The sequence below is a fragment of the Paenibacillus riograndensis SBR5 genome (genome assembly GCF_000981585.1).
Taxonomy (GTDB): Bacteria; Bacillota; Bacilli; order Paenibacillales; family Paenibacillaceae; genus Paenibacillus_AQ; species Paenibacillus_AQ riograndensis.
Genome location: NZ_LN831776.1, coordinates 4,503,676 through 4,529,424, shown reverse-complemented (window position 1 = coordinate 4,529,424; position 25,749 = coordinate 4,503,676). Strand labels below are relative to the sequence as shown.

25 protein-coding genes are annotated in these 25,749 nt (G+C 51.7%); 17 read left to right on the top strand and 8 right to left on the bottom strand.

Annotated features, from left to right (window positions below; translation table 11 throughout):
• The first annotated feature begins 130 nt into the window (after nt 1-130).
• On the top strand, nt 131-1,285 hold the full coding sequence (locus PRIO_RS19100; protein WP_020430799.1) for an alpha/beta fold hydrolase: 1,155 nt from the start codon (nt 131-133) through the stop codon (nt 1,283-1,285).
• Between the two features lie 133 nt (nt 1,286-1,418).
• Here PRIO_RS19100 and PRIO_RS19095 read toward each other — a convergent pair whose 3' ends face one another.
• The 3 genes from PRIO_RS19095 to PRIO_RS19085 form a co-directional block, all read right to left on the bottom strand.
• Nucleotides 1,419-2,675 carry a winged helix-turn-helix domain-containing protein gene (locus tag PRIO_RS19095; RefSeq protein ID WP_039790178.1) on the bottom strand — a complete coding sequence of 419 codons (1,257 nt, stop codon included), beginning with the start codon at nt 2,673-2,675 and terminating at the stop codon, nt 1,419-1,421.
• 215 nt (nt 2,676-2,890) lie between these two features.
• Complete coding sequence (locus PRIO_RS19090; protein WP_020430796.1) at nt 2,891-4,981, bottom strand: ABC transporter ATP-binding protein; 2,091 nt, start codon at nt 4,979-4,981, stop codon at nt 2,891-2,893.
• Nucleotides 4,982-5,089: 108 nt separating this feature from the next.
• Complete coding sequence (locus PRIO_RS19085) at nt 5,090-6,838, bottom strand: ABC transporter ATP-binding protein (protein WP_020430795.1); 1,749 nt, start codon at nt 6,836-6,838, stop codon at nt 5,090-5,092.
• A 533-nt stretch (nt 6,839-7,371) separates the two neighbouring features.
• Between PRIO_RS19085 and PRIO_RS19080 the strand changes: the two genes are divergently transcribed.
• On the top strand, nt 7,372-7,689 hold the full coding sequence (locus PRIO_RS19080) for a HesB/YadR/YfhF family protein (protein WP_020430794.1): 318 nt from the start codon (nt 7,372-7,374) through the stop codon (nt 7,687-7,689).
• A gap of 86 nt (nt 7,690-7,775) precedes the next feature.
• Here PRIO_RS19080 and PRIO_RS19075 read toward each other — a convergent pair whose 3' ends face one another.
• On the bottom strand, nt 7,776-8,291 hold the full coding sequence (locus tag PRIO_RS19075; protein WP_020430793.1) for a hypothetical protein: 516 nt from the start codon (nt 8,289-8,291) through the stop codon (nt 7,776-7,778).
• 113 nt (nt 8,292-8,404) lie between these two features.
• On the opposite strand from PRIO_RS19075, the gene PRIO_RS19070 reads away from it, so the two are divergent.
• From PRIO_RS19070 to PRIO_RS19060, 3 genes are all read left to right on the top strand, one after another.
• On the top strand, nt 8,405-10,153 hold the full coding sequence (locus PRIO_RS19070) for an ABC transporter ATP-binding protein (protein WP_046504144.1): 1,749 nt from the start codon (nt 8,405-8,407) through the stop codon (nt 10,151-10,153).
• 147 nt (nt 10,154-10,300) lie between these two features.
• Nucleotides 10,301-10,720 carry a MerR family transcriptional regulator gene (locus PRIO_RS19065; protein ID WP_020430790.1) on the top strand — a complete coding sequence of 140 codons (420 nt, stop codon included), beginning with the start codon at nt 10,301-10,303 and terminating at the stop codon, nt 10,718-10,720.
• On the top strand, nt 10,717-11,265 hold the full coding sequence (locus PRIO_RS19060) for a hypothetical protein (RefSeq protein ID WP_020430789.1): 549 nt from the start codon (nt 10,717-10,719) through the stop codon (nt 11,263-11,265). Before PRIO_RS19065 ends, PRIO_RS19060 begins: the two co-directional genes overlap by 4 nt.
• 85 nt (nt 11,266-11,350) lie before the next feature.
• Here PRIO_RS19060 and PRIO_RS19055 read toward each other — a convergent pair whose 3' ends face one another.
• Together PRIO_RS19055 and PRIO_RS19050 are read right to left on the bottom strand one after the other, a co-directional pair.
• Nucleotides 11,351-11,794, bottom strand: a complete 444-nt coding sequence (locus PRIO_RS19055) for a DUF441 domain-containing protein (protein ID WP_020430788.1) — start codon at nt 11,792-11,794, stop codon at nt 11,351-11,353.
• Nucleotides 11,795-11,873: 79 nt separating this feature from the next.
• Nucleotides 11,874-12,860, bottom strand: coding sequence for a YpdA family putative bacillithiol disulfide reductase (locus PRIO_RS19050; protein WP_020430787.1), 987 nt, complete (start codon nt 12,858-12,860; stop codon nt 11,874-11,876).
• Nucleotides 12,861-13,052: 192 nt separating this feature from the next.
• Here PRIO_RS19050 and PRIO_RS19045 point away from each other — a divergent pair, with 192 nt between their 5' ends.
• The 4 genes from PRIO_RS19045 (at nt 13,053) to rsgA (ending at nt 16,637) form a co-directional block, all read left to right on the top strand.
• Nucleotides 13,053-13,649 carry a DUF2087 domain-containing protein gene (locus tag PRIO_RS19045; RefSeq protein ID WP_039834996.1) on the top strand — a complete coding sequence of 199 codons (597 nt, stop codon included), beginning with the start codon at nt 13,053-13,055 and terminating at the stop codon, nt 13,647-13,649.
• A 121-nt stretch (nt 13,650-13,770) separates the two neighbouring features.
• Nucleotides 13,771-14,229: a DUF3939 domain-containing protein gene (locus PRIO_RS19040; RefSeq protein ID WP_020430785.1), complete on the top strand. Its 459-nt coding sequence runs from the start codon at nt 13,771-13,773 to the stop codon at nt 14,227-14,229.
• A gap of 140 nt (nt 14,230-14,369) precedes the next feature.
• Nucleotides 14,370-15,041: an HAD family hydrolase gene (locus tag PRIO_RS19035; protein ID WP_020430784.1), complete on the top strand. Its 672-nt coding sequence runs from the start codon at nt 14,370-14,372 to the stop codon at nt 15,039-15,041.
• A 507-nt stretch (nt 15,042-15,548) separates the two neighbouring features.
• Complete coding sequence (rsgA, locus tag PRIO_RS19030; RefSeq protein WP_020430782.1) at nt 15,549-16,637, top strand: ribosome small subunit-dependent GTPase A; 1,089 nt, start codon at nt 15,549-15,551, stop codon at nt 16,635-16,637.
• A 188-nt stretch (nt 16,638-16,825) separates the two neighbouring features.
• On the opposite strand, the gene PRIO_RS19025 is transcribed toward rsgA, so the two are convergent.
• On the bottom strand, nt 16,826-17,452 hold the full coding sequence (locus PRIO_RS19025) for an FMN-dependent NADH-azoreductase (protein WP_020430781.1): 627 nt from the start codon (nt 17,450-17,452) through the stop codon (nt 16,826-16,828).
• Nucleotides 17,453-17,783: 331 nt separating this feature from the next.
• Here PRIO_RS19025 and PRIO_RS36130 point away from each other — a divergent pair, with 331 nt between their 5' ends.
• Nucleotides 17,784-17,924: a hypothetical protein gene (locus tag PRIO_RS36130; RefSeq protein ID WP_020430780.1), complete on the top strand. Its 141-nt coding sequence runs from the start codon at nt 17,784-17,786 to the stop codon at nt 17,922-17,924.
• 101 nt (nt 17,925-18,025) lie between these two features.
• Here the strand turns inward: PRIO_RS36130 and PRIO_RS19020 are convergent, their stop codons facing one another.
• Nucleotides 18,026-18,265 carry a hypothetical protein gene (locus PRIO_RS19020; RefSeq protein ID WP_039835001.1) on the bottom strand — a complete coding sequence of 80 codons (240 nt, stop codon included), beginning with the start codon at nt 18,263-18,265 and terminating at the stop codon, nt 18,026-18,028.
• Nucleotides 18,266-18,517: 252 nt separating this feature from the next.
• Here PRIO_RS19020 and PRIO_RS19015 point away from each other — a divergent pair, with 252 nt between their 5' ends.
• The 7 genes from PRIO_RS19015 to PRIO_RS18985 all read left to right on the top strand — a co-directional run bounded on the left by PRIO_RS19015 (nt 18,518) and on the right by PRIO_RS18985 (nt 25,321).
• A complete protein-coding gene (locus PRIO_RS19015; RefSeq protein ID WP_020430778.1) occupies nt 18,518-19,072 on the top strand; it encodes a hypothetical protein in 555 nt (184 codons plus the stop codon).
• Nucleotides 19,073-19,262: 190 nt separating this feature from the next.
• Nucleotides 19,263-20,270 carry an ABC transporter substrate-binding protein gene (locus tag PRIO_RS19010; protein WP_020430777.1) on the top strand — a complete coding sequence of 336 codons (1,008 nt, stop codon included), beginning with the start codon at nt 19,263-19,265 and terminating at the stop codon, nt 20,268-20,270.
• A 246-nt stretch (nt 20,271-20,516) separates the two neighbouring features.
• Nucleotides 20,517-21,296, top strand: coding sequence for an ABC transporter ATP-binding protein (locus tag PRIO_RS19005; protein ID WP_020430776.1), 780 nt, complete (start codon nt 20,517-20,519; stop codon nt 21,294-21,296).
• Entirely contained in the window at nt 21,293-22,129 is an 837-nt protein-coding gene (locus PRIO_RS19000; RefSeq protein WP_046504133.1) for an ABC transporter permease, read from the top strand. Before PRIO_RS19005 ends, PRIO_RS19000 begins: the two co-directional genes overlap by 4 nt.
• A gap of 160 nt (nt 22,130-22,289) precedes the next feature.
• Complete coding sequence (locus PRIO_RS18995) at nt 22,290-23,285, top strand: aromatic acid exporter family protein (protein ID WP_020430774.1); 996 nt, start codon at nt 22,290-22,292, stop codon at nt 23,283-23,285.
• Nucleotides 23,286-23,504: 219 nt separating this feature from the next.
• Nucleotides 23,505-24,536: an HD-GYP domain-containing protein gene (locus tag PRIO_RS18990; protein WP_231869718.1), complete on the top strand. Its 1,032-nt coding sequence runs from the start codon at nt 23,505-23,507 to the stop codon at nt 24,534-24,536.
• A 227-nt stretch (nt 24,537-24,763) separates the two neighbouring features.
• On the top strand, nt 24,764-25,321 hold the full coding sequence (locus PRIO_RS18985; RefSeq protein ID WP_020430772.1) for an outer spore coat protein CotE: 558 nt from the start codon (nt 24,764-24,766) through the stop codon (nt 25,319-25,321).
• Nucleotides 25,322-25,749 lie beyond the last annotated feature (428 nt).

Here is a 25,749-nt window from a genome sequence, read left to right as displayed (position 1 = left end):
TTATGTTATCTGATTTAATCACAATCGGAGGCCTCTGGCCCCCGATTGTTTTTTTGTAACGCTCCGTTCATCTTCATTTCAAATAAGACGGGTATAGTGTCTTTGGATGAATGAAAAGGAGAGAGCTTGCATGAAACAGATAACCGGTTCCTCCACCCCCGGCCATAGTCTACGTGCATCGCGGCTGGACCGGGGTCATTCGGAGAGAAAGCAGGAAAACATTACTTTTACAGTGGGAGGAAAGATTATGCGTTTATCTATTAGAACCTGGGTAAAGCGTGTGACCATCATCGGCTCTATCCTTGCAATCGCGCTGGTTTCGACCGGGGGCATTTATGAACAGGCAGCCCGCAGCCGGGCTATTAAGGATTTCCCGGCGCCCGGAAGGCTTGTGGACATAGGCGGCCGCCAGATCCATCTGAATTGTCAGGGCCGCGGCACACCGCTTGTCTTGCTTGAGGCGGGTGCAGATACAAGCGGATCTGCGCTATGGCAACCCGTCCAGGAACAGGTCGCCCGGTTCACGCGGGTTTGCTCCTATGACCGGGCCGGCATTATGTGGAGCGATCCGGCCAAGGGTCAGCGGAACAGTCACGCGATTGCCGAAGATCTTCACAAAGTGCTGCGTGCTGCAAATGAACAACCGCCATATATTTTAGTCGGTGCGTCCATGGGTGGCCCGTACGTCATGACGTTCACCAAATACTACAGAAAAGAGGTCGCCGGGATGGTTCTGGTCGACGCCTCACACCCTGATCAGACCGCGCGTCTTGCTCAGGCCACCGGCGAGCCGGCGAGCAATCCGATTCCAATCGCGTTCCGCGCTCTCGCCGCAGTGGCGTGGACCGGTTTGCCGAGGCTAGTGCTGCCTGCTGCCGAGGTTCCGGAGTTGCCGTCCCAGACGGCGAAAGCCATCACGGCTTATCAGCCGACATCCCTTGCAGCCGCCTTCGCGGAGGCAGCCGTATTCGAAGACTCGCTACGTGAGGCCGGCACATTCCGCACCCTTGGCCATCTGCCCCTGGCCGTGCTCTCCAGGGGAAAACCTTGGAGCGCTTTCAGCGAAGCCGAACGGGCCGCAGGTGGACTCACGCGCGAACAGTTCAATCGTGCGGAAGCAGCTTGGGCCAGCATGCAAGCCGAAGAAGCCGGTTGGTCCTCCAATAGTACCCACCAGGTCCTCACCGACTCCAGCCACGTTATGCAGTTGGAGCGCCCGGACGCGGTCATCGCTGCGATCAAGGATGTCGTTGGAAAGGCGACACACACTGATGCAATTCCCTAGAGGCAGCAACGGATCGCGGACTGCGCATCCAGGGGGATATCGCTTTGATTGGAGGGGATAACGGCGAAAATACGGTTGAAATATTGGATGTCCTGGTATCCCGCTGCTTCACCAGCCTGTTCAACGGACAGTTCTAAGGTTGAAGGCGGGCTTCCAGCTCCCGAAGCCCGTTGCTCTCTGCCACTCCGGGAGCGAACTTAACCGACGATGCCCGCGTACACTTCGCGAGTGAACCAAGAGCTGCTGTAAGCGCGGGGATCATCTCCGCGCTTACGTCTGTGCCTGGCTCCCACCACCAGCGCAGAATATTCAGTACCCCGTTCTTCTTATCCATTACCGGTTCAAACCGTGCGATGAAACGGTCTCCATAGAGCAGCGGCAGCACATAATAGCCGTACTCCCGTTCAGCAACCGGCTTGTACACCTCCCAGCGGTAGGTGAATCCGAATAATTGCCAGATCAGCTCTCTGTCCCAGAGCAGGTTGTCAAGCGGGGCCAGCGCGGCGGCGAAATCAGCACCTGGGTCAGCCCCGGCTGCATCAGCGGTATCTCCGCGCAGCAGAATCTCTTCCAGTCCGGGCGCATCCGCTGTACGCATATATAGGGGAAGCTTCACCCCTTCAACGCGAACCTCCCGGAGGGAGCCGCTTAGCAGCAGACGCTCAATCGCGGCTGTCCGCTCCTTGCTCTTCAGACCTGCGATGCCAAGCCATCCGTCTCCGGATTTGTTCCACTGCAGGCCGATGCTGCCGATTCTCCGCAGCACATACCAGTCAAAGTGCTGTTCAGGTGTCACGTTAGGGTCCTCAGCGTCAAGCAGATGCCCAGGCAGCAGCTTCGCACTGAAATCATAGTAGCGGCGTGTATGGACCCGATGATGTACAGAAAGCTCGCCCCAATAATACATACTCTCCATGGCAGCGCGGGATAGGCGTGCCGGGGCCCAGGCCCAATCTATCTTGTCAGTGCTCTCCAGATCCAGCGAGGAGAGCGGACCGCGCCGGGTCAATTCTTCCCGGACATGCGACACCATGGCACCGAGTGCCTCTTTCCCTTGATAGCGTTCTGCCGCCATCGCTCTGCGCCGCTGAAAGTACGGCCAGTCCTCCGTGCAGTAGATCGACATATTTTTGTCCCAGCCGTCGATCAGCAGCCTGTCCTTGTAGAGCAGCTCCGAGGCCAGCTCCGGGACGAAGCCGGGAATCCGCGCCTGCAGCACAAGTTCATGATTATGCCCGGCAATGCTGAGCGGATCATATTGTATACAGCCTACATGGCGGACGAAGTCGTAAATGGCCTCTTTGCCGGGGGGCAGGCCTCCGGATATGAGCCGCTGATGCTGAAGCAGGAAAAGCCGGGCTTGCTGTTTGCTGAGACGATAAGTGGTCACGTTTTCCACTCCGATCTTATAATATATTTCCATTATACGGAACAAATGTTCTCAGCACAAGCAAATAAAAACCCCTGATGCTGATTCCTGCATCAGGGGAGTATAGCTGCTGATAACCCTCTGTGTATTCCCGGCTCTGCCCGGGCAGCTTCCTAGCTTACAGCCTGATCTTCACGGGTGAAGATCAGGCTGCGGGCGGGATAACAGCTGTTGCGTTATACTTGCTTGACCGATGGCCGCAGGGGAGCACCGGATACCTGAACCGCCGCAGGAGCCGGAAGCTCGGTTCCGCCGCCTGCTCCAGCGCCAAGCTGCAGCTGATACATGCGGAAGTATCTTCCGCCGAGGGCCATCAGTTCATCATGGCTGCCGCGTTCCACAATCTCCCCGTGGTGCAGCACCAGGATCTGGTCGGCACTGCGGATGGTGGAAAGGCGGTGGGCGATGATGAAGGTGGTGCGGCCCTTCTTGAGCACCTCCAGCGCATCCTGAATCAGGCTCTCCGTTTCGGTGTCGATATTGGAGGTGGCTTCATCCAAGATCAGAATCGCCGGATCAAAGGACAACGCTCTGGCAAAGGAAATCAATTGGCGCTGTCCGGCCGACAGCGTGCTGCCCTTTTCCACCACGGGCTCATCAAAGCCATGGGGGAGATGGGCCAGCAGCTTATCGGCGCCAACCTCCTGCAGCGCCCGCTCCACACGTTCACGGGAGATCCGCTCGTCTCCAAGGCTTACATTGGAGGCGATGGTGCCCGTGAAGAGGTAAGGGTCCTGCAGGACGATGCCCATGTGGCTGCGCAGCCACTGCTTCGGTATGCTCTTGACCTCCTGGCCGTCAATCGTGATGGTTCCGCGCTGCGGATCGTAGAAGCGGAACAGCAGATTGATGATCGAGCTTTTGCCGGACCCGGTATGGCCGACGAGGGCAACGGTTTCGCCCGGGCGCGCTTCGAAGGAGATGTTCTTCAGGACGAAGTCTTTTTTATAAGCAAAAGAGACATCCTTGAACACTACATTCCCCTTGTAGCGCGGCATGGTTCCGTCTGTCACCGGTTCCCCCGGTTCGTCCATCAGCGTAAACACCCGTCCGGCTGAAACCATGGAACTGTCGAGATTGGCGAGCTGGTTGACCATCCCGGTAATCGGCTGGAACATCCGTCCCAGCACATCAACGAACGCATACAGCACACCCAATGACACAAAGGTGGAGCCGTCCAGACTCCCAAAACCGAAATACCACAGCACCAGCACAAAAGAAAGGCTGCGCAGCGAGTTCACCAGATTGTGGGACGTGAAGGCGTTCAAATTCAGCATTTTGTTCTGATATTTCAAATAGTCATCGTTGAGCTTCTCGAACTCCTCCGTACTCTGCTTCTGGCGGCGGAAAATACGGATGATCGACATCCCCTGAATCGATTCATTGATAATCGCATTGATCTCACTGAGACGCGAGCGGATAATCGTGTTGTATTTGGTGGCGATTTTGCGGTAGAGCACGATCCAGAGAATCACAATCGGCACGATGAACAGACTGACCAGGCCGAGCCGGATATCCAGCAGGAACAAAGCGACATATACGCCGATAATATTGATAATCCCGGTGCTGAAATTGGACAATACGGCGATGAACAGATCTTTTACCGCTTCCGTATCATTCGTCACCCGGGACACCACCTTGCCCGCAGGCAAATTGTCAAAAAAGTATACCGGCAGCCGCTGGATATGCGCGTACACATCGGTCCGCAGCTTGCGGATGACCTGATTGGCCGAGGATTGCAGCCAGTAGGTTTTGCCGAACTCGGCAAAGATCGAGATGACCAGGAATAAAGCGTACAAGCCTACAAGCTCGTAGATTCCGGGAAGCTCCGGTTTGTAGAAGGAAAACAGCTCATCCGCCGACAGCTTCACCGCCGGGTAGACGGCTTCGGTATCCCCGCGCTGGATATGCAGCTTTCCCTCGCGGAAGGTCCGCTCCCCCTCGGGCTGGGCAACAGGCATATTGATGAAATAAAAGCTTTTTCCTGCCTGCAGCAGGCGGATTTCCTGGCCTTTGGCTTCATCCGGTGCGAAGCGGTCACCGCGTTTGTAATAGGCGTTCTTATACTCAGCCGCTTCCTCGGAGGAGGAGGTCTGGAAGTAAGGTTTTTCGATGGCCAGCATGTGATTGTCGATCATGCTCTTGGCGATAAAAGGGCCTGCCAGCTCTGCCGCCACTCCGATGGAAAGCAGCAAAAGGGCTGCGATAAAGGTCTTTTTGGCAGTTAAAGCATACTGCAGCAGGCGTTTGCCTGTACTCTGTGTCAACGGTGACACCTCCTGAAAGTGTTGTAAGCGTAACTTCTGAAGCCACTTTGAACCGAACCGGCATTGATGGGCAAAAGTTACACGTAATGGTTGGTTTAATGGATAGGGTTAGTCATTGGTCAGGTTGTTCTCCACCTGCTGGCGGTCGAATTGCTCACGGTACCAGCCGTTCATATCCAGCAGCTCCTGATGGGTGCCGCGTTCGATGATCTTCCCGTTATCCAGCACGACAATCAGGTCGGCATGCTCGATAGCGGAAAGGCGGTGGGTGGAGATTAATGTTGTTTTGCCTGCCCGTTCATCACGGATATTCTCAATAATCCTGGCTTCGGTCCGTGCGTCAACAGCGGAAAGCGCATCATCCAGAATCAGAATATCGGGATTGGCAATGAAAGCTCTTGAGATGGAGACACGCTGCTTCTGGCCCCCGGAAAGGGATACGCCGCGTTCACCCACCAGGGTATCCAGACCGTCGGACAAGGTGCCGAGATCGTTCTGGAATGCCGCTGCCGTAATTGCACTCATAATCCGCTCATCGCTGGCGCCATGGTGGCCGAACTGGATATTCTCGCGCACCGATTTGGAGAACAGGATCTGTTCCTGCGGCACATAACCCATCCAGCTATGGAGCTGGTCAAGTGCAATCTTGTCAATCGGAACATCCGAGATGAGGATTTCGCCCCGTCCGGTCGGATATTCGTGCAGGAGCTGCTTAAGCAGTGTAGATTTACCGCTGCCCGTGCGGCCGACCACGCCGAGGGTCTGACCCTGGGTGAGCGTGAAGCTGACCCCGGTGAGGTTATCTATCGTTGAGGTCGGATAACGGAACGTGACGTCCTTCAGCTCGATGGAGGTCGGTTGCGCCACTGGTACCGGCAGGGCGGCATCCTGCACATCCGGTTTCGAATTCAGCGTTTCGTCGATCCGCTCCAGAGAAGCGCCGCCGCGCTGCATAATATTGATCAGCTCGCCGATGGCGAACATCGGCCAGACGATCATCCCGAGATACATATTGAAGGAGACCAGGTCGCCCAGTGTAATCTGATTGCGGAAGACCAGATAAATACCGAAAGTCAGAGCAATGACATAGCTGAGTCCCACACAGAGCCGGATGGTTGGCTCGAAGAACGAATCGACCTTGGCTACAGCCATGTTCTTGCGGTACACATCCTCCGTAATCTCCCCAAAACGCTTCTCATCAAGGCGTTCCTGCACATAGGCACGGATGACCCGAATCCCGGATACCGATTCCAGCACCTGATCGTTCATATCACCGAAGGCATCCTGCGCCAGACTGTAGCGGTCATGAATGGCTTTGCCGTAGAAGATCATGGCGATTGCGATGAGAGGCAGCGGCAGCACAGCGGCAAGCGTCAGCTTCCAGCTGACCAGGAAACCCATGGCCAGCAGCACTACGGTAAGAAAAATCGTCGAATCGACAAGTGTAAGCATCCCGAAGCCCACAGTTGCGGAGACAGCCCGGATATCGTTCGTGGCGCGGGCCATCAAGTCACCGGTCCGGTTGCGTTCAAAGAACGAAGGGGTCATGGTCATCAGATGATTCATGAACCGGGAGCGCAGCAGACGCTCTACCAGGTTGGACCCTCCGAACAGCTTGTGCATCCATATGTAGGTGATCCAATAGATTATCAGCAGCATGAGTACAATCAAGCCGATATACTTCATAAGCGAGCCTGCGGTTATTGAACCGTTGACAATGTCATCAATGGCATTGCCCAGCAGACGGGGAGGCAGAAGCTCCAGTACCCCTGCGACAATCAGTAAAATAAGTCCAATAGCATAGCGTTTCTTTTCGCGGCGGAAAAACCAGCCGAGATTGCGGAGAACGGAGAACAAGGGAAATCCCTTCCTTTCGTGTTGAAATGTTGTCGGCTTGTCAGCAAATCATTTTTTGACGGATAGATTAATGAAAGTGTTAATTCGTCACAGCATGCAAAAAGGCATACCATCCGGTAACGGATGATATGCCTGTAATTAACATCAGCTATCATGTCCACGGTGCTGTATTGCAGCACAGAGACATGGAGGAGAGTTGCCTGGCCTGAGTTCAAAGCGGTACGCGTCACACGCTAGAGTCTCAGGAGGTTTCCACTGCCGGGGCTGCTTCGGTATTCTGTTGTGTATTACTGCCGACAATAGTGTAAAAATATACAGGTACAAGGTTAAACACCGCGCTCACCCCTTTCATTAATTTTGGTAATAACTTGAAGACGCTTCGTTATGTTCCGAGTTTATCACCCGGCCTAAAGAATTGTCAAATGTAATTTTGGATGGATTGCAAATCAGCCGGTAAATGATATCCGCTTAAATCATTTGGAATATGGCCATATTTTCAGTATGATTAGACCATACAGGAGGTGCTTAAAAAGATGGAGATGTTAATCAGCAATGAGGCCGCCGCCTGGTTCAAGCGGGAACTTGCGCTGCCGGAAGGGGCATATATCCGTTTATTTCCCCGCTACAGCTCGGGAGGCGGACTGCATCCGGGCTTCTCGCTGGGGATTGCGAATGAACCTCCTGGCCGTCAAGCTGTACAGACGGAGCAGGCGGGAATTGTCTTTTATATGGAGGAGCAGGATCTTTGGTATATGGAGGGTTATAATCTGTCGATTGTGTATTCGGAGGCCGAAGATGATATTGAGTATGTCTATGTGCCGGAAGCGGCAGCCGGGGTGCTAAAGGAATAAAGCTGTTTTCTTATATGGACAAAAAGCCCTTGCCACAAGGCAGGGCTTTTTGTATGGCGCCTTTCGCGTGATGAGCTGGTGACGCATTAATGCGAGCTGCGGAAGGTTTCTTCCTCCATCGCAAAGTCAAAATCGTCAATATCATACACCTGAACAGGGACTCCGCCTTCAATGATGCGCTGAATCAGCTCGAATTGATCGGTCAGAATGGGCACCTTCTCCCGCTGGGAGGCCAGGAGCAGCTCTGTTTCGATAGGATCGAAAGTCTCTCCGTACGTTGCGTTATCAACACTGTTGATAATGGTGATCTGTGCGTGGCTGCCCAGCAGAATGCCTGAGCTTTTGGCCCAGGGGATGTTCAGGCAGCGGTTGATTTTCTTGGAATTCAGCGGTTCCTCGAAATAGGCTATAAGTTCGCGGATTTTGAGCTTCACATGCTGGTCATCCTCTGCATGGCTCATCAGAGGCTCGTCGCTGTCCCGCAGTTCGTATAATTCCATCACAGTAGTGTAAGGCACTATATATTCTACGGGGCTTCGCGGAACAAGAAGCTGGCCGTAAATCGCCATCATGACGGCTTCGGTCACAAATTGTCTGGACATCGTTATCCTCCTGAATTTCGGGTACCTATGGACTTAAAATTATAAAAACACTGTGGAGCGCAAATGTCAACAGTACCCAATCAACACGGTAAAGAGAAAGGATATCATATATTGTGAAGCAATGGAAATCCTATTATAGTTTTGTACGGCCTTATATGAAATGGATTGTGCTCACCCTGTTCATAGGCATGATCAAATTCAGCATACCGCTGACTCTGCCGCTCATTTTGAAATATGTAGTCGATGTTCTGCTCAACAATCCGGTCCTCTCCGTCACGGAGAGGGTGTCGAAGCTGATGATGGTACTCGGCGGCTCCCTTGTGCTGTTCGTAATCATCAGGGGACCTGTGGAGTATTACCGCCAGTATTTTGCGCAATTGATTACCAGCAGAGTGCTGTTTGACATGCGCAACAGGCTGTATGGGCATCTGCAGCGGCTCTCACTCCGCTATTATCAGAATACCAAAGTCGGTGAAGCGATCTCCCGGTTTATCAATGATGTCGAGCAGAGCAAAAACCTCGTCGAAGTCGGGATGATGAACGTCTGGCTGGATATGTTCACACTGGTGTTCGCCCTGGCTTTTATGTTCTATCTGAATCCCGTGCTGGCTCTGGTGTCCATTGCTATTCTGCCGCTGTACGGCATTGCGGTGAATACGCTTTACAAGCGGCTTAAGCTGCTGACCAAAGACCGTTCTCAGGCCCTGGCGGCGATTCAAGGTTATTTGCATGAGCGGATACAGGGAATTGCGATCATCCGCAGCTTCACGATGGAGCGGGTGGACAAGAAGCAGTTCAAAGACATCAACGGCAAATTCCTGGAAAAAGCGATGGCCCAGACGCGCTGGAACGCTTTTACGTTCGCCATTATCAATACGCTGACGGACATTGCGCCGCTCTTGGTCATCGGATACGGAGGATATCAGGTCATTCACGGAAATCTGTCGCTGGGGACCTTCGTGGCCTTTTTCGGCTACCTGGACCGGATGTATGCGCCGCTCCGGCGGCTGATTAATTCCTCGACGGTGCTGACCCAGGCTTCCGCCTCGCTGGAAAGGGTGATGGAACTCCTGAACGAGCCGTATGATATCATCGATGAGCCGGGTGCAAAGCCGCTGGCGGCACCGGCTGGAGCCATAGAGTTTCAGAAGGTGTGGTTCAAATACAACGATGAAAATGACTGGGTGCTCAAAAATATCGAGCTAAGTATCAGTCCGGGACAGACAGTGGCTTTTGTCGGGATGAGCGGGGGAGGGAAGTCTTCACTGATCAGCCTCATCCCGCGTTTCTATGATATTACCGAAGGCAGCCTGCGCATGGACGGTCACGATGTCAGAACGCTGACGCAGGAGAGCCTGCGGCGGGCGGTGGGGATGGTGCTGCAGGACAATTTCCTGTTCAGCGGCTCGGTGCGGGACAATATTCTGTTCGGCAATCCTGAAGCGGGGGAACCGGAGATTATCGCAGCAGCCCAGGCGGCGAATGCCCATGATTTCATCATGCAGCTGCCGGACGGGTATGACACCGAGGTTGGCGAACGGGGTGTGAAGCTGTCGGGAGGACAGAAGCAGCGTGTCGCCATCGCCCGGGTCTTCCTGAAAGACCCCAAGGTGCTGATTCTCGACGAAGCTACCTCGGCGCTCGATCTGGAGTCGGAGCACTTGATTCAGCAGGCCTTGCAATCGCTGGCTTCGGAGCGGACCACATTAATCGTGGCCCACAGGCTGTCCACCATTACCCATGCTGACCAGATCGTCGTGCTGGAGCACGGAGAGATAACCGAGCGTGGCACCCATGAAGAGCTTATGGCTCTGGATGGCAGTTATGCCCGGCTGTTTAATGTGCAGCGGCTGGATGCCTGAGGTGTGAAGTCTGATGGTTTGATTCTTTTCCCATTTGATCTTCCCGGCAAGGATATTGTATTTCAGTATTTGTTACAGTATACTGTAACCAATACACTTATGTGTAACGTGTGGAGAAGAATCAAACCATAACAGGAGATGAACCTGATGGAAGTGTATACTGGCAAGCAGCTGGCAGATATCCTTCAGCAGGAGGATGCGGACATGAATTTGAGGACAGTCCGGTATTATACGCAGATAGGCATGCTGCCGCCCCTGGAGCTGGTGGGGAATAAAAGGGTATATACCGGCAGGCATTTGGAATATTTGCGGGCTATCCTGACTTTATCCAAAAGCGGTGAGAGCCTGGCGGATATTCAAGTGAAGCTGGCAGCGCTCTCCCCTGAGGAAATTGCCGGCCTTGGCGCCCGGCTAAAATTCTACCAGCCGCAGCATATTCTGCAGCACGAGACGCTGGTGATTAACGACGATGTGATGCTTACAGTAAGTCCGCAGATCACGCCGGAACAGAGGTCAGAGATGATTGAGGCGGTCACCCGGCTGCTGAGAGGAGAGAACAAGCTATGACCGAACAATCATTCCAGGTAGAATTCCGCTTCGCCAAGTCCTACCTTGAGCATGAGGAAGGAATCAATCATCTGTGGATCAAGCTCGAACCGCTTGCCGGGGTAAAGCTGGCAGCAGTCCGGCTGCAGCTGCCTAAGGGGATCTTTTGGACTGAAGATGCGGGAGTTTACCCTATTGATGCAGACAGTCAAATTAGACTTGAGTCCTCAAATCCGCCAACCGAGCTATTGCTGGAGATGTATACGCTGCAGCCGGTTAGCCCCGGACTGGCAGAGCTTATCTTTACCGTGTCCTGCATTGCGGCGGGCGGCGTAGAACGGAGTGAAGCATTTGCTGTTCCTCTAAGGATCGCAGATGAAGAAGAGGCGGAGCCGCCCTTCATGGATAATGAGATCGTCCAGAAAGTTAAAGAACGGCGTTGGAAGAACAATCATCCTAGTGATCATGGCAACAAAGAGCCGCTTGACTGCACACCCGGAAGGCTAATCCGTTACGACCCTCATTTCCGGTCGGAACTCGAGAAGCAGTACAGCATCGAGGGCTAATCATGCTATTTTTTAAAAAAGGTAAAAAGGCTGCCTGGCGCTTTTTGGAAGCGTCCGGGCAGCCTTTTATAGTCAGCAGCAGCCTTTATCCTCTGCCGATCAGCAGAGATAGAATCCCGGCAGCAATCAGCGGCCCGACCGGAACCCCCTTGAAGAAAGCGACACCCAGTACGGTGCCGATCAGCAGCCCGGCGACAACGGTGGGCTGACTGCCCATCAGCAGAGCGCCACGGCCCCCGAGATAGGCGACCAGCATGCCGATGCCGATGGCCGCGAGCGACTTCCAGTGCAGGAAGGAGTGCCAGATGGTGTCTAATGATATTTTTCCGCTGGCCAGAGGTGTCATTACGCCGATTGTCAAGATAATGATTCCGGCTGTCAGTCCGTACTTTTCCAGCCAGGGAAATGTCTGTTGAAGTCCAAGCACACGCAGCAGCAGCAGGACGACCACCGCTATCGTGACCGGTGAATTTTTGCTGATGATGCCCAGTGCCGCAAAACCGAGCAGCAGTAAAGAGGTAATATCCATGAAGGCGGTACACTCCTTTTCTGAGATACACACAATGCTTATCATATGGACCGGATACGGAGTTTATGAAACCCGGATGCTAGTCAGCGAGACGTTTGGAAATAATGTGGTCTGCGATCAGCTTGCCGTGCCCGCGTCCGGTTTCGATAAATACCTCATTGGCGTTGCGCCCGGAGGCAATGACACCTGCGATATAAAGTCCGGGCACATTGCTCTCCATAGTGGAGGGATTGAAGGCCGGCTTCTCTTGGGTCTCGTCCATGCTTACTCCGGCTGAGGAGAGCAGCGTTCTGCTCGGCCTGAATCCTGTTAAAGCCAGTACAAAATCGTTATCCAGCTCCTTCACCTCGCCGTTCCGCCCTGTGATATGCACCGAGCCCGGTGTGATTTCAGTTACCCGTGACTCCAGATGCAGAACAATCTTGTCCTTCGCCACCATACTCTCGAAGATCGGCCGTACCCAAGGTTTGATGTTCTCCGAAATACTGGCACCCCGGTAGACCATATCCACTTCGGCACCGACCCTGAGCAGCTCCAGTGCCGCATCGACAGCGGAATTGCTGCCCCCGATGACGGTAACCTTCATCCCTGTGTACGGATGGGCTTCCCCAAAATAATGGGTGACCTTGGGAAGCTCCTCTCCCGGAATGCCAATCAGGTTCGGCTGATCGAAATAGCCGGTAGAAATAATGACGTTGGCAGCCGTGCGGGTATAAGTCTCCCCGCGTTTGTTGCGGGTATGTACTGCAAAGGTCCCGTCTTCCAGCGGCTTCACGGAGAGGGCTTCCTCATAAGCGGCAATGTCCAGCCCGTGTTGTTCGGCGGCGCGGCGGTAGTAGACCAGTGCTTCATGGCGGAAAGGTTTGTCATTCGGTGAAGTAAAAGGCACATCCCCGATTTCCAGCAGTGCGGTTGTGCTGAAAAACTGCATGTTGGTCGGATAAAGATAAATGGAATGGACAATAAAATTCTTTTCGATGATCAGGCTGGACAACCCGCGGCGCTGGCATTCAATGGCTGCGGATAGTCCGCAAGGGCCTGCCCCGATAATGATGACATCTTTCATAAAACGATGAACCTCCCGAAGTATAAATTGCGTTTACTATAAAGCGTACCCTAAATATTAAATTTTCGCCATTCCTCCCGGCAATTCCGGTGAATATGCTTGCTCAGGTTCATTGGATGGTATATAATTAGATATATATCTAAATTATTGATTTTATAAAATTTGCCTGTATTTATTAGGAGAGTGACCCTGTTGCAGCTTGAGAAAATTGTCAATTACCACAAGGCCTTGTCCGACCCTACGCGTCTGCGGATTCTGCTGCTGCTGTCCAAGGGGGAGGTTCACGGGCAGGCCCTGGCCGAGAAGCTGAATCTGTCGCAGCCTACGGTTACCCATCATGCCGCCAAACTGCGGGAAGCTGCGCTCATCAAAGAGCGAAGGGACAAGAACACGGTTTATTTTGCGCTGAATCCCGAGTTTATCCAGGCCGGTTCAGAGGCATCGCTGAAATTTATTTTTGCTAAGGGAGTGGAAGAGATGGAGGAAGTGTCTCCGGATGCAAGGCTGAAGGAATCCGTGTTGCGTAATTTTTTTGCCAAGGACGGCCACCTGCGGCAGATTCCCTCACAGTATAAGAAGAAGCTGATCGCATTGCAATATATGGCCGAGAAGCTGGAGCCTGGTGTAGTTTACACCGAGAAGGAAATCAATGAGTTCATCAAGCCCTTTCACGAGGATTATGCTACCATTCGCCGCGAGTTCATTATGCATCAATTCATGTACCGCGAGAACGATCACTATGAGCTGAACCCGCCGGAGTTGTGGACACATTGGGAAAATGTCAAATAATGATCTAAAATTTGGGTATTTTTTGTGACAAAAGGCGGGCAAGCTGATTAAATGTCTGATTAACGAATAAAATGGAATTGTAAGCGTTGTCTGACATATACTTCGAAAGGAGACTTTCAGTATGATATTCAAGCGCGCCAAGAAGAATTCGCCCACTGTCCCTCTTACTGTTACCTTGCCGCAGATCAAACAGGCTGTAAGGCAATTTGAAGAAGATATGCCCGCTCCCATCAACCGCACGGCCCTGATTATGGAGGATAAAAGCATTGACTTAAGCCGGCTCAAACGTTACTTAGGCGGAGTGCCTGAGCAAAAGTTCTATATGTCACGCGAAACCTTTGAGATATTTGAGGAGTCCGACAAGCTCGTGCCTTATTATCTTGACCTGGTTCAATCGGCTGTCGATAACTACATCAGCGATACCGGCAAGCTTCCGCTTGTTGAGGATGCCTGGCTGCCCGAGGTACATTACCGGCTTCTGGCCACGGAACGGTATTTGAAGGAGACGCCGCCTTTTCCATTGTATATTACTGAGGAAGAAATGATGCTTACGCACCGGCCGGAGTATTTTGAGTCCTGATTTCTGAAACTGCAGACTGTTCAGCAGAAGGAGGTGTGTGGCCTTTTTTGCGGAATGGTCTTTTCTTTGCGTGTTCCCCCATAGTACAATGGATTTCTGACTGGATACGGAATGAAATTCAGGTATAAGGGGAACTTGGAATGAAAGAAGTACAAGCTTTGCTGTTCGATCTGGACAACACATTAATGGACCGCGACCACACTTTCCGCAGCTTCAGCAGGAAGTTCGTACAGGATTTCCTCGGGCATATGGACCCGGAAGAGGCGGAGCGCACCGTGGAGGATATTATCGTCAGAGATGCGGACGGATACCGTGATAAGGATGGTTTTTTTGCCGAACTGAGCGATGTGCTGCCCTGGAGGAAAAAAGTGACCGCTGCGGATATTCGGGCTTATTACGACAGAACATATATCACCCATGGAGCGCTTATGAAGCATGCCGTAGAGATACTGGAATACTGCCGGGAGCGCGGCTATACGCTTGGACTGGTCACGAACGGCAAGAAGGATATCCAGTATGGCAAAATCGATCTGCTTAAGCTCCGGGGTTACTTCAAGGCCATCGTCATCTCCGGGGAGGCCGGGATCAGTAAGCCTGATCCGGAGATCTACCGCCTTGCCCTTGAGCGCCTCGGGACGAAGGCAGAGGAAACATTGTTTATCGGAGATCATCCGGTAAATGATATCTGGGGTGCAGCCAAGGCAGGCATGGAGACGATATGGCTGAAGCGCAACCATCCGTGGGATGAAAAGCTGGATGCACATCCGTGGAAAACCATCCATGAGCTGGATGAGCTGAAGTCTATTTTATAGACGGATGAGATTTGCAGGTTGACAAAATAATGCAGCTCCGTTTATCATTACACCATATTAGTTCGGAAGGAGACGATGTTATATGACAGTTTATACGGTTATTTCGTTATCGTTGAATACTGCTTGTGATACGTGTCTTCCGGGAACAGCGGCTGCAGTGTAGGAATTGCAGCTTAGCGGGCCAGCTCTATGTTGCCTTTTAGAGCCGCCGGGAACCGTATCGGTTCCGGCGGCTTTTTTGCGTGTGCATATAGCACTAAGGTATAGCTGTACCTGTGCACGCACGGAAATTACCGGCCTGTCCCGCCATGGGGAAGAGGCCGTACTTTTCGTATATGTTCTGCAAGCTTTTCTTTTGCCTGTGGCCGAAGAGAGGTTCTGCAGGGGATGCCGCCGGAATGGATTTCCGGCGGCTTTTTATGTTCCTGGAAATGCGTGAAGCAGGATCAGAATCAGACAGGTTGTAATGCGGAAATTTCAAAAAGTTAAACCATTCAGGAGGCAATAATGACAATAGAACAATACGGCTGGAATAAGAATTGGCAAAGCAAGTGGAATGAAAGGCTTACAGGGAATGAAGGGAAGGGGTATGTTCCGGGAAGAATCGTGGGCGACTTTGGCAGCAAATACCGGGTCATGGCGGAGAACGGGGAGACATGGGGGGAACTGGCCGGCAAACTCAGACATTCGCTGACAGACTCCGGAGAATACCCGGCTGTCGGGGACTGGGTGGTTCTGGCGCTGCAGGATGGCGGGGAGCATGCGGTCATTCACGGTGTCCTGCCCCGGCACAGCGTGATTTCACGAAAGGTTGCCGGAAATACTCTGGAGGAGCAGATTGTTGCCTCCAATGTGGATACATTATTTCTGGTCAGCGCACTTAATGATGATTTCAATGTCCGGCGGATGGAGCGGTATCTGATCATGGCGTGGAACAGCGGGGCGAATCCGGTGATTTTGTTAACCAAATCCGATTTGTGCCCGGATGCCGAGCATAAAATCGCCGAGATGGAGCGGGTGGCACCCGGTGTAGCCATCCATGCGGTCAGCGCATTGCTGGGCGACGGGCGGGAAGAGCTGCTGCCGTATATCGGCATAGGGCAGACCGTAGCCCTTACCGGTTCCTCAGGCTGCGGCAAATCAACGATGGTCAACTGGCTCAGCGGCCAGACAATTCAGCTAACCCAGGATGTAAGAGAGGATGACAGCCGGGGCAGGCATACGACTACCCACCGGGAGCTGTTTGTTCTGCCGGATGGCGGCATCATTGTGGACACTCCGGGAATGCGCGAGCTGCAGTTATGGGAGGATGAAGGCGGACTTGATCTTGCTTTCGGCGACATCACCAGATTGGCAGCCGAATGCCGTTTCGGTGATTGCAGGCATGAACATGAAGAAGGCTGCGCTGTACTTGAGGCTGTAGCCAGCGGAGAGCTGGAGGAGAAACGGCTGTTGAATTACCGGAAAACCCAGCGGGAACTGCAGTATCAGAGCAGCAAAGAGGTGAAGCAAAAGCGGAAAACTGCTGCTGCAACAAAGTCAGCGGGCTCACGTACCCGTAACTCTAACTGGCGGCATGAGCTGGACGAATATTGAGGGAAATCGAAAGGGACACCCTGCAGCCTAGAACTGCAGGGTGTCCCTTATCTTGTGTCCGGCGAAGCTTCTTAAAGAAGCACTCTGCCAAACTATATATAAATAAAAGTCCGGCTGATGTAAAAAGGAGATGTCTGTAAAAAGTGCGGATGTCTAAAAAAGAACCGGACTTTTAACGCTTCTGGCAATTAGAACGATGCAGCGGCAGTTTTAGCCAGTTCCAGGCCTTTGGCGATAATTTCTGCAGACTGCTGCGGATTCTGGTTGTGTCCTTCGATAATGACCTGAGTCGTTTCTTTGAAGCCCCAGAAGTTCAACATGCCTGCCACAAAGTTAACAGCCATTTCTGCACTGGCAGCAGGACCTTCGGAGTAAACGCCGCCTCTGGCATTCAGAATCACTGCTTTTTTGTCAGTTACCAGTCCAACCGGACCTTCAGCAGTGTACTTAAATGTAACGCCTGCCTGGCTCAAGTAATCGATGTAGGTATGCAGTACAGCCGGAACAGTCATGTTCCACAGCGGGAAAGCAAAGACTATTTTGTCAGCGGCCAGGAATTGATCCACATATTTCTTCACTGTAGCAGCGCCTGCAGCTTCTTCTGGGGTAGCTTCGTACCCTTGAGCAGCTTTGTAGATCCCGGTAATCAATGTGTTGTCATAGTAAGGAAGCTGTTCAGCGAACAAATCAAGCTCTGTAATTTCATCTTGCGGATGAGTTTCCTTGTAGCTTGCCAGGAAGGTGTTGTAAAGCTGCACACTCACTGCTTGATCTGCCGGGCGGTTGTTAGCCTTAACGAAAAGTACTTTTGACATTATGATTTCTCCTTAAGTATCTAATATTTATTAACTATATTTAATATAGCATTTAATTATTTGTTTGTAAATATCCGTCGGATAAAAAAATTATCCGCTCGACACTGGTGTACTTTTCTTTGCGCAGCTACCATATCTCCGGGCAGTGGGCAGGTTTTTTACTTTGAATGATCAAGATGTAGTACCGCAGGTTTCGCAAGGTTATTTTTGTGTTTTTGGCCCGGGTTTAAGGTCGCAGGGACCCGGTTATATAGGTGTTACAAGGAATAAGGAAAGGATTTCCTCTCCGTTCCGGCTGCAACAGAATCCAATAATAAAAGGAGCGAGTGACATGTCCATTGACCGGTTCATCATTAAAAAATTGGACAGCTGTCAGGAAGAGCATACCCGGCGAAATCTGGTGAAGCTGTTCAAGCTGCGGATTCAAAAGGCGGAAAAGCAAGAGAATAAAACCCCTGAACGAATCAGCTAACCAGCCAGTTAGTGAAGCGGGCATTCGGCAATATATATAATGGGGCATTTTCCTTATGTAAGGGAGATGCTCTTTTTTCTGTGCAAAAAAATATCCCTCTATTAATAGAGGGATAACGCCAATGAATCATTTTCACTGTAACTGTGCAATATAGCTTCAGAGCCTTTAATTTCGATACTGATCAGAGAATTCAAACATTTCTGCAGGGCGCTTTTGCCCTTTTGAATTTTAAGTTCCAGCGTGTTGTTTAGCAATCGAAGCACTTTTTGTGTAGGCTGTTTATTTTCTGTAGTGAAGTACACAGGTACAATCTTGTTCTGAAATGTGATGAGCATTCTCATTTGAAATCACCTCGCTACAAGTATTTCATGATATAGATCATACCCTTACTTTCTTAATTTTACCTTAAAATTAGCTTATGATAACATAAAGATTACAAGTTTTATAGCTTGAAGCCTTTCCGGGAAGGAAACCTTGATGTGAATAACAATGATAAATTATATTTAGCGCATTTTCTGTTCCCTGAAACATCAGGTAATAAAAAAGTTGAAGGGATGCTGCAAAGGGCAGCCTCTGCGGACAGGATTTGCAGGTTGAAATTCAGCGAAGGGGAATATACGCAGGATTTATGCCTGCAGGTTTTTAAAGATACAATACTGTTATCCCACCTGATAGATACGGATGCCTCCGACTGTGAATTGAAGACACCGGAAGAGATCAAGCGTGCGTCCTTTTATCTGCTGAATTGCTTTCAGCTTACATACAGCACCCTTTCGGATTCACCTGCATTGCTGATGTCCAGACGCAAGTATGAAGAGCTCCGGGAGCAGGCGGACGCTTATACTTTGTACGTGTTGACTGAACGGCTGACAGCCGAGACGGGAGATGTTGTAAATTCCCCGCAGCTGGCCAGCGTGATGAAGAGCCCGACTGCAGAGGGAGAGCTTAAGCTCTGTTCCATGCATGAGGGGACCTGGTATTTTCAGCGCGCCTTGTATATGGAGAACAATTCCGGAGGCTGGCTGGTGCGCGTCAGCGGCAAGCCGGCAGAAGACTGGATGATCGCGGTGCCGCTGACCAGACCTCAGCTATGCTCTATCTTTTATAGATGGCTGCTGCAGCCGATAGAGGTATCTAATGGAGAATAACCGTTGAACAAGGTGGAAGTGTGGGTTCGCCTTGATTCATGGAGGCCTTTTTATGTAAGCGCTTTATAATTGTGCGTTTCAGACTGGATATGAGTAAGGTGCGCTGCACTTCATGTCAGTTAACCAATCTTTAGGCAGGAGCATATGCTTTAAGCAAGGGCGAAGACCCGGGAAGAAAGGAGAATGAAGGATGAATCTCAGGAAAAAAATCTCGCTGCCGCTCATGATCCTCACCATGTGCCTGTCTGTCCTTGCCGGTTGCGGCAGCGACTCGGCTGCGGTGAAGGTGAAGATCGGTGAAGTCACCCGTTCGGTCTTTTATGCGCCTGAATATGTGGCATTATCCCAGAATTTTTTTAAGGATGAAGGGCTGGAGGCAGAACTGCAGACGATCCCGGGCGGGGACAAAACGATGACGGCTCTGCTCTCCGGGGCCATTGATGTGGCGCTTGTTGGATCGGAGACTTCAATTTACGTGTACCAGCAGGGGGCAGAAGATCCTGTCATCAATTTCGCCCAGCTGACCCAGCGTGACGGCACATTCCTGTTCGCACGGAAGGCGGATGCGGATTTCAACTGGGACAAATTGAAGGGGAGTACCTTCCTCGGCCAAAGAAAAGGCGGTATGCCGCAGATGGCCGGCGCTTTTACGCTGCTGCAGAAAGGCATTGATGCCGGAAAGGATCTTACGCTGATTCAGAATATTGATTTTGCCAACATTGCCGGCGCTTTTGCCTCCGGCACAGGGGATTATGTGCAGCTTTTTGAACCCACGGCCTCCATCTTTGAGCGTGAACATCGCGGTAGTGTTGTAGCATCTTTTGGCGTGGAAAGCGGCTACCTGCCTTATACGGTGTTTATGTCCAAACAGAGCTATATCAGCAAAAACGGGGATACGGTACAAAAATTCACCAATGCCATCCAGCGCGCCCAGGTTTGGGTGAAGGAGCACAGCCCGGAGGAGATTGCCGATGCAATCCTGCCTTATTTTGAGAATACCGACCGGGATATTGTGATCTCTTCGGTTAAGCGCTACAAAGAGCAGGACACCTATGCAGTAGATCCGGTCATTGACGGCAAAGAATGGAACAATCTGCTGGATGTTATGGATAACGCCGGTGAATTAAAGGCACGTGTTCCGGAAGCCAAAATCGTCGACAACAGCTTTGCCGAGAAAGCAGAAGCCAGCGTGAAATGAGCGGATACCTGTAGTAGAGTTAGGTTCCATAAAACTTAAGCGAATGCTTCCGAAGCGAGTTTTGTACGGAGTGGTTCACTGAAGCGGAAGCTAACAAAACTTAAGCAAATGCTTCCGAAGCGAGTTTTATGACGAAGAGAATCAAGAAGTTATGCTCCATAAAACTTAAGCGAATGCTTCCGAAGCGAGTTTTGTACGGAGTGATTCACTGAAGCGGAAGCTAACAAAACTTTTAGGAGGGGCGATATGCTTCCCATTGTGCAGCTAAAGGAAGTGACGCATGCCTATCTGGGGGACCGCGAGGCGTCGCTTGCCGTCGAGAATTTCAGCCTTTACGTGGAAGCCGGCGAGTTCGTCAGTCTGGTCGGCCCCAGCGGCTGTGGCAAAACCACACTCCTGTCGATCATCGCCGGACTTCTGCAGCCCTCGCGCGGAGAGGTGTTCGTGAGCGGGCACACGGTCAGCGGCCCTTCGCCTGAGGTGGGCTACATGCTGCAGCAGGATTATCTTTTTCCGTGGCGGACGATTCTGGATAATGCCCTGCTCGGGCTGGAGCTCACTGGACGTCTGAACGAAAGCTCGCGGCAGAAAACCATCGGGCTGCTGGGGGAGATGGGGCTGGCCGGCAAAGAGCATGCCTACCCGGCACAGTTGTCCGGGGGCATGCGCCAGCGGGTGGCGCTGGTGCGGACACTATCCACAGATCCGGGCCTGCTGCTGCTGGATGAGCCTTTCTCAGCGCTGGATTACCAGATCAAGCTTCAGCTTGAGGACCTGGTGTCCGAGACGCTGCGCAGACGCGGCACAACGGCAATTCTTGTTACCCATGATCTGTCCGAGGCCATTGCTGTCAGCAGCCGGGTGATTTTACTGCAGCCGAATCCCGGGAAAATCCGGAAAATCTTTACCGTGCCCGAAGCGATCCGGAGCACACCTCCGCTATACGCGCGGGATTTGCCGGGGTTTGCGGAGCTTTTCCATGAGGTGTGGAAGGAAATGGAGCTGGCAGGGAGGGGTGAGTTGTGAAGTCGGTTGAACAAATTGAAACTGCAGCCTCCCGTGCGCTGTGGCTGGAAGAGAAGCATAGTGAACACCAGAAGAAAAAACGGCGCTGGCACAACCGGGTAACCGCTGTCCGCGGCAGTTTGCTGGTACTGTTCTTTGCGCTCTGGGAGGCCGGAGCCCGGCTGGGCTGGATCGATAAGCTGCTGTTCAGTTATCCCACCAAGGTCTTCGGGCAAATTTGGGGCGATATGGCCAGCGGCAGCCTGTGGCCGCATCTTGGCATGACGGTTGGGGAAACGGTTGTGGGTTTTCTGCTCGGGACACTGCTTGGCACCCTTCTTGCCATTGTCATCTGGTGGTCGCCGTTTTTGTCCGCAGTGCTTGATCCGTATATGGTCGTCTTTAACAGTATGCCGAAGGTAGCGCTGGGCCCGATTTTTATTGTGATGTTCGGTGCGGGCTTTACGGCGATTGTGGTGACGACGCTGTCCATCACGGTGATTATAACCACCCTGGTAGTGTACAACAGCTTTTGCAGTGTTGATCCGAATTTGGTGAAAGTGGCAAGGTCGTTCGGAGCTTCACGGGTGCAGGTATTCAACAAGGTAATACTGCCTTCATCTTTTCCCACTGTCGTTTCCACGCTGAAGGTCAATGTAGGCATGTCATGGGTAGGTGTGATTGTAGGCGAATTTTTGGCGGCCAAATCAGGGCTAGGGTATCTGATCATATACGGCTTTCAGGTGTTCAACTTCACACTGGTGATGTCCAGTCTGCTGATTATTGCGGCTGTGGCTACAGCTATGTATCAACTGGTGGTTTATGTGGAAAAGCTGATTTTGTCGCGGCGGTGAGAATGATGTCATATTGTGCCGGTCCGCAAAATCTTGTACCATGTCTATATCTTTACCTGAAAATTATAGACAACATTATAAGCCTGCTTTTCCAACGGGTGTATCGGATGAAGCTGCCGGAGGAGACAGGACTTATCAAGCTCGCAAGGAGAGGTATTACATGGGATTTCGAGTTATCAAAACGGCGGCTGCAACTCTGTTGTCAATCCTGCTGGCAGCCGCTGTGGGCATTCCCAACGCGCAAAGTGCGGGTCTGCTCGCGATTCTGGGGGTGGAAACCACACGAAAAAGGAGTCTGCGCACCATCACGGCGCGTTTTCTGGCCTCCCTTGTAGGACTTTTTTTCGGCTGCATTCTGTTTTTCTTCCTTGGATTTCATTATTGGGTGCTGGGCCTGTATGTGCTGGTCGGATTCCCCATGATTGTAAAATCGGGCTACAAGGAAGGAATCGTGACCAGCTCCGTTATTGTTTTCCGGGTTTTTGGACAAGCCGAGCTGTCTGTACATGTTCTGCTCCAGCAGATAGAGCTGTTGTTCATAGGCCTGGGATCGGCCGGACTGGTCAATCTGATCTATATGCCGCAGACCGGCGGCGTTATTGCCGGAATCCGCAAAGAAGTGGACGGTTATTTTTCGGTGATCTTTACGCAAATGGCGCGTACGCTGCGTGATCCCGGGTATCTCTGGGACGGCAAGGAACTGATTGGCGCAGGGGAGGCGGTCCAGCGGGGACTTACGGCTGCCTCCAGGGAAATGGAGAACCATGTTATTCATCCGGATGAGGCATGGAATGTGTATTTTTACATGCGCAAGGAACAGCTGGAATCGATCCAGAACATGATGCAGCTCCTCTCGCAGGTCTACCGCCAGCTCCCTCACGGGGACATGGTTGCGGATTTGTTCGACCAGCTGAGCAATGACGTGCTGGCTGAGGAATATACCGGCCGGACCGAAAAACTGCTTGAGGGGCTGGAAAAGGAATTTCAGGGGATGGAGCTCCCGGAAACCCGCGAGGAATTTGAGGTCCGTTCGGCTATTTTGCAGCTATGCCGCGAGCTCTCGTTATATCTCAACATAGCCAAGAGGTACAAGATGCCGGTCGATATCAAACCGGTAAAACGGCCTTTGCCGGCAAAAGGAAGTTCGCGTGTCTAGAAAAATTTAGGCGAGGATGGAAAGAAGGAAGAATTAGGTATTCATCTTTTCGTGTGAAATTACGATAAGAGATATATGAACAATATGTGAGTGTTTGTTTTGTGCTGCGTTCATATAGGCTTAAGGAAACCAGGATATACTATATTATCATAATGAATGGATCGGCACATATTCCAATTACAGCAGCTAATTCACGGGGTGTGAATTCTGCACTGGCAGGTGACGAAGGTGAACAACGGCAACGAACAATATATCGGCAAACAGCTAGTAGACAACCTCTTTAATCACAACGGCGTATTTGTACTGCCCGCAATGACGCTTCTGAGCTCGGAGCATGTCCGGTTAATTACCCAGCACCGGATTATCCTTCAGCCCCATGATGTCATTCAATTGGACAGCGAGGCATTCTATCAACTGGCCGTGGATGATTGTACGGCAGCTATGGAGAATATTTTTGATCAGCTGCGCTATACCAAGAGCAAGCGACTGCCGATGCTTGAGCTCAAAAATGAAGTTATTCCTTTTATCCAGCAAGTAAGCGAGAAGAATGACTTCTTCGGAATCCTGGCTGCACTGCAGACCAAAGATGATTATACATACAGACATAACGTTGCTGTAGGCATATTATCAACACTTCTGGGCAAGTGGCTTAAGCTGGACCCGGAGGAGCTGGGCATGCTGACCATTGCTGCAACCCTTCATGATATCGGAAAAATTATGATTCCGGCCGAGATTTTAACCAAGCCGGGGCCACTGACGGATGAAGAATTTGATATCATGAAAAAACACACGACGCATGGCTACGAGCTGGTCAGAGATACACCGGGTACGACGCATATGCAGGCGCTTGTCGCGCTGCAGCATCATGAACGCATGGACGGAAGCGGTTATCCGTTCGGAGTGCTGGGACACCGGATTACGGATTTCAGCAAAATAGTAGCCGTTACAGATATTTTTCATGCGATGACTTCAGACCGGTTCTACAGCGAGGCGGCGCCGCTCTATGAAGTTCTGACTCAGATGGAGGACTACTCCTTCGGAAAGCTTGATCCTTATATTTGCGGTGTTTTTATTAGTAAGCTTATGCAGTCAATGATAGGCAACGAGGTGCTGTTAACAGACGGACGGATGGGCAAAATCATTATGATTCTGGCGCATGATCCGCTTCGTCCTTTGGTGAACATCGGGGAGGATTTCATCGATCTCAGCAAGAACAGACATCTTGGGATTGTGCGTGTAATCCCGCAATAGCCCTGAACCGCAGCAGCCCCTGTAGAGGATCTACAGGGGTTTTTTTTTGCGGCAGGATTAACTGATCTATTCATATCCGGGGAAATTTCACAATAAAATGAACTATGACTCTTGTTAAAAAAGCTCCTCCGAGGGCTTACCCAAATTTATTTCTACTCTAACAATCAACAAATGCCCAGAACGTGCATACACTTGATAGTGAATGATTGTATGGAGGAGGTTCAAAGATGTCATTAAGCCATAAACGTCAAACAAGGGAGATCATTACGAAGGCAATTTGCGGCAAAGGTCGTAAGTTCTCTACAGCAACCCATACCGTGACTCCGCCACACCATCCGACGAGTATTCTGGGGGCTTGGATTATTAACCACCAGTACGAAGCGGTTGCCGCCGGGAACGGAATCGAAGTAATCGGTACTTACGATGTAAACATCTGGTACTCGTACGACAAAAACAAGCAGACGGAGGTTGCCAAGGAAACGGTCTCCTATGTGGAGCTTATTCCGCTGTCGTACCTGGACCCGAGACACCGTGCCGCCACGGTTGAGGTCTCTGCGGAGGCAACGCAGGAACCCAACTGTGTGGAAGCAGGTGTCTCTCCGGGCGGGGGCAGTGTGACGCTTCGGGTGGAACGGGAATTCGAGGCGGAATTGGTGGCTGAGACCAAGGTCCGCGTGTATGTCACCGATCAAAGTGATGATCCGGAAGACAAGGATTATGATTTTGATGGCGAAAGCTTCGATTATGATGATCTGGACCCTGACGCCCTGGATGATGAGTTGTAAGGAAGAGCATCGCCGCCGCCAACTGATACCGGGTGGGTTTTAATCCATTATATGTAGTAGGGGCGGCGGTGAAGAGGGCGAATGCCCTCCTTTTTTATTTTTTTTTATTTTTCCGCCAGGGCAGCGGTGCAATGAAAAAGAAGGTGCTGCCCTGCCCGCGGTACGAATCCGGGAGGAGAAGGAGTTATGAATGAGGGGCTCCCCACATACTTGCTATGGTCTGCAGCCCAGCGGGAAGACAGGCTTCGGCGCAGCGGACTGGAAGCTTTGCTGGTGCCGGCCGAAGGTTCAGGACTGGGGAAGGGGACAACCCGACAGTCTGCGGAGGCCCGTTCGTACAAGCAGTATTACCGGGTCCGTGTATATAACCTGGAGGTGCTGGAAATCCAGCCGCTCGGAACGGGGGCAGCGATGAAGCCGGCTACTTT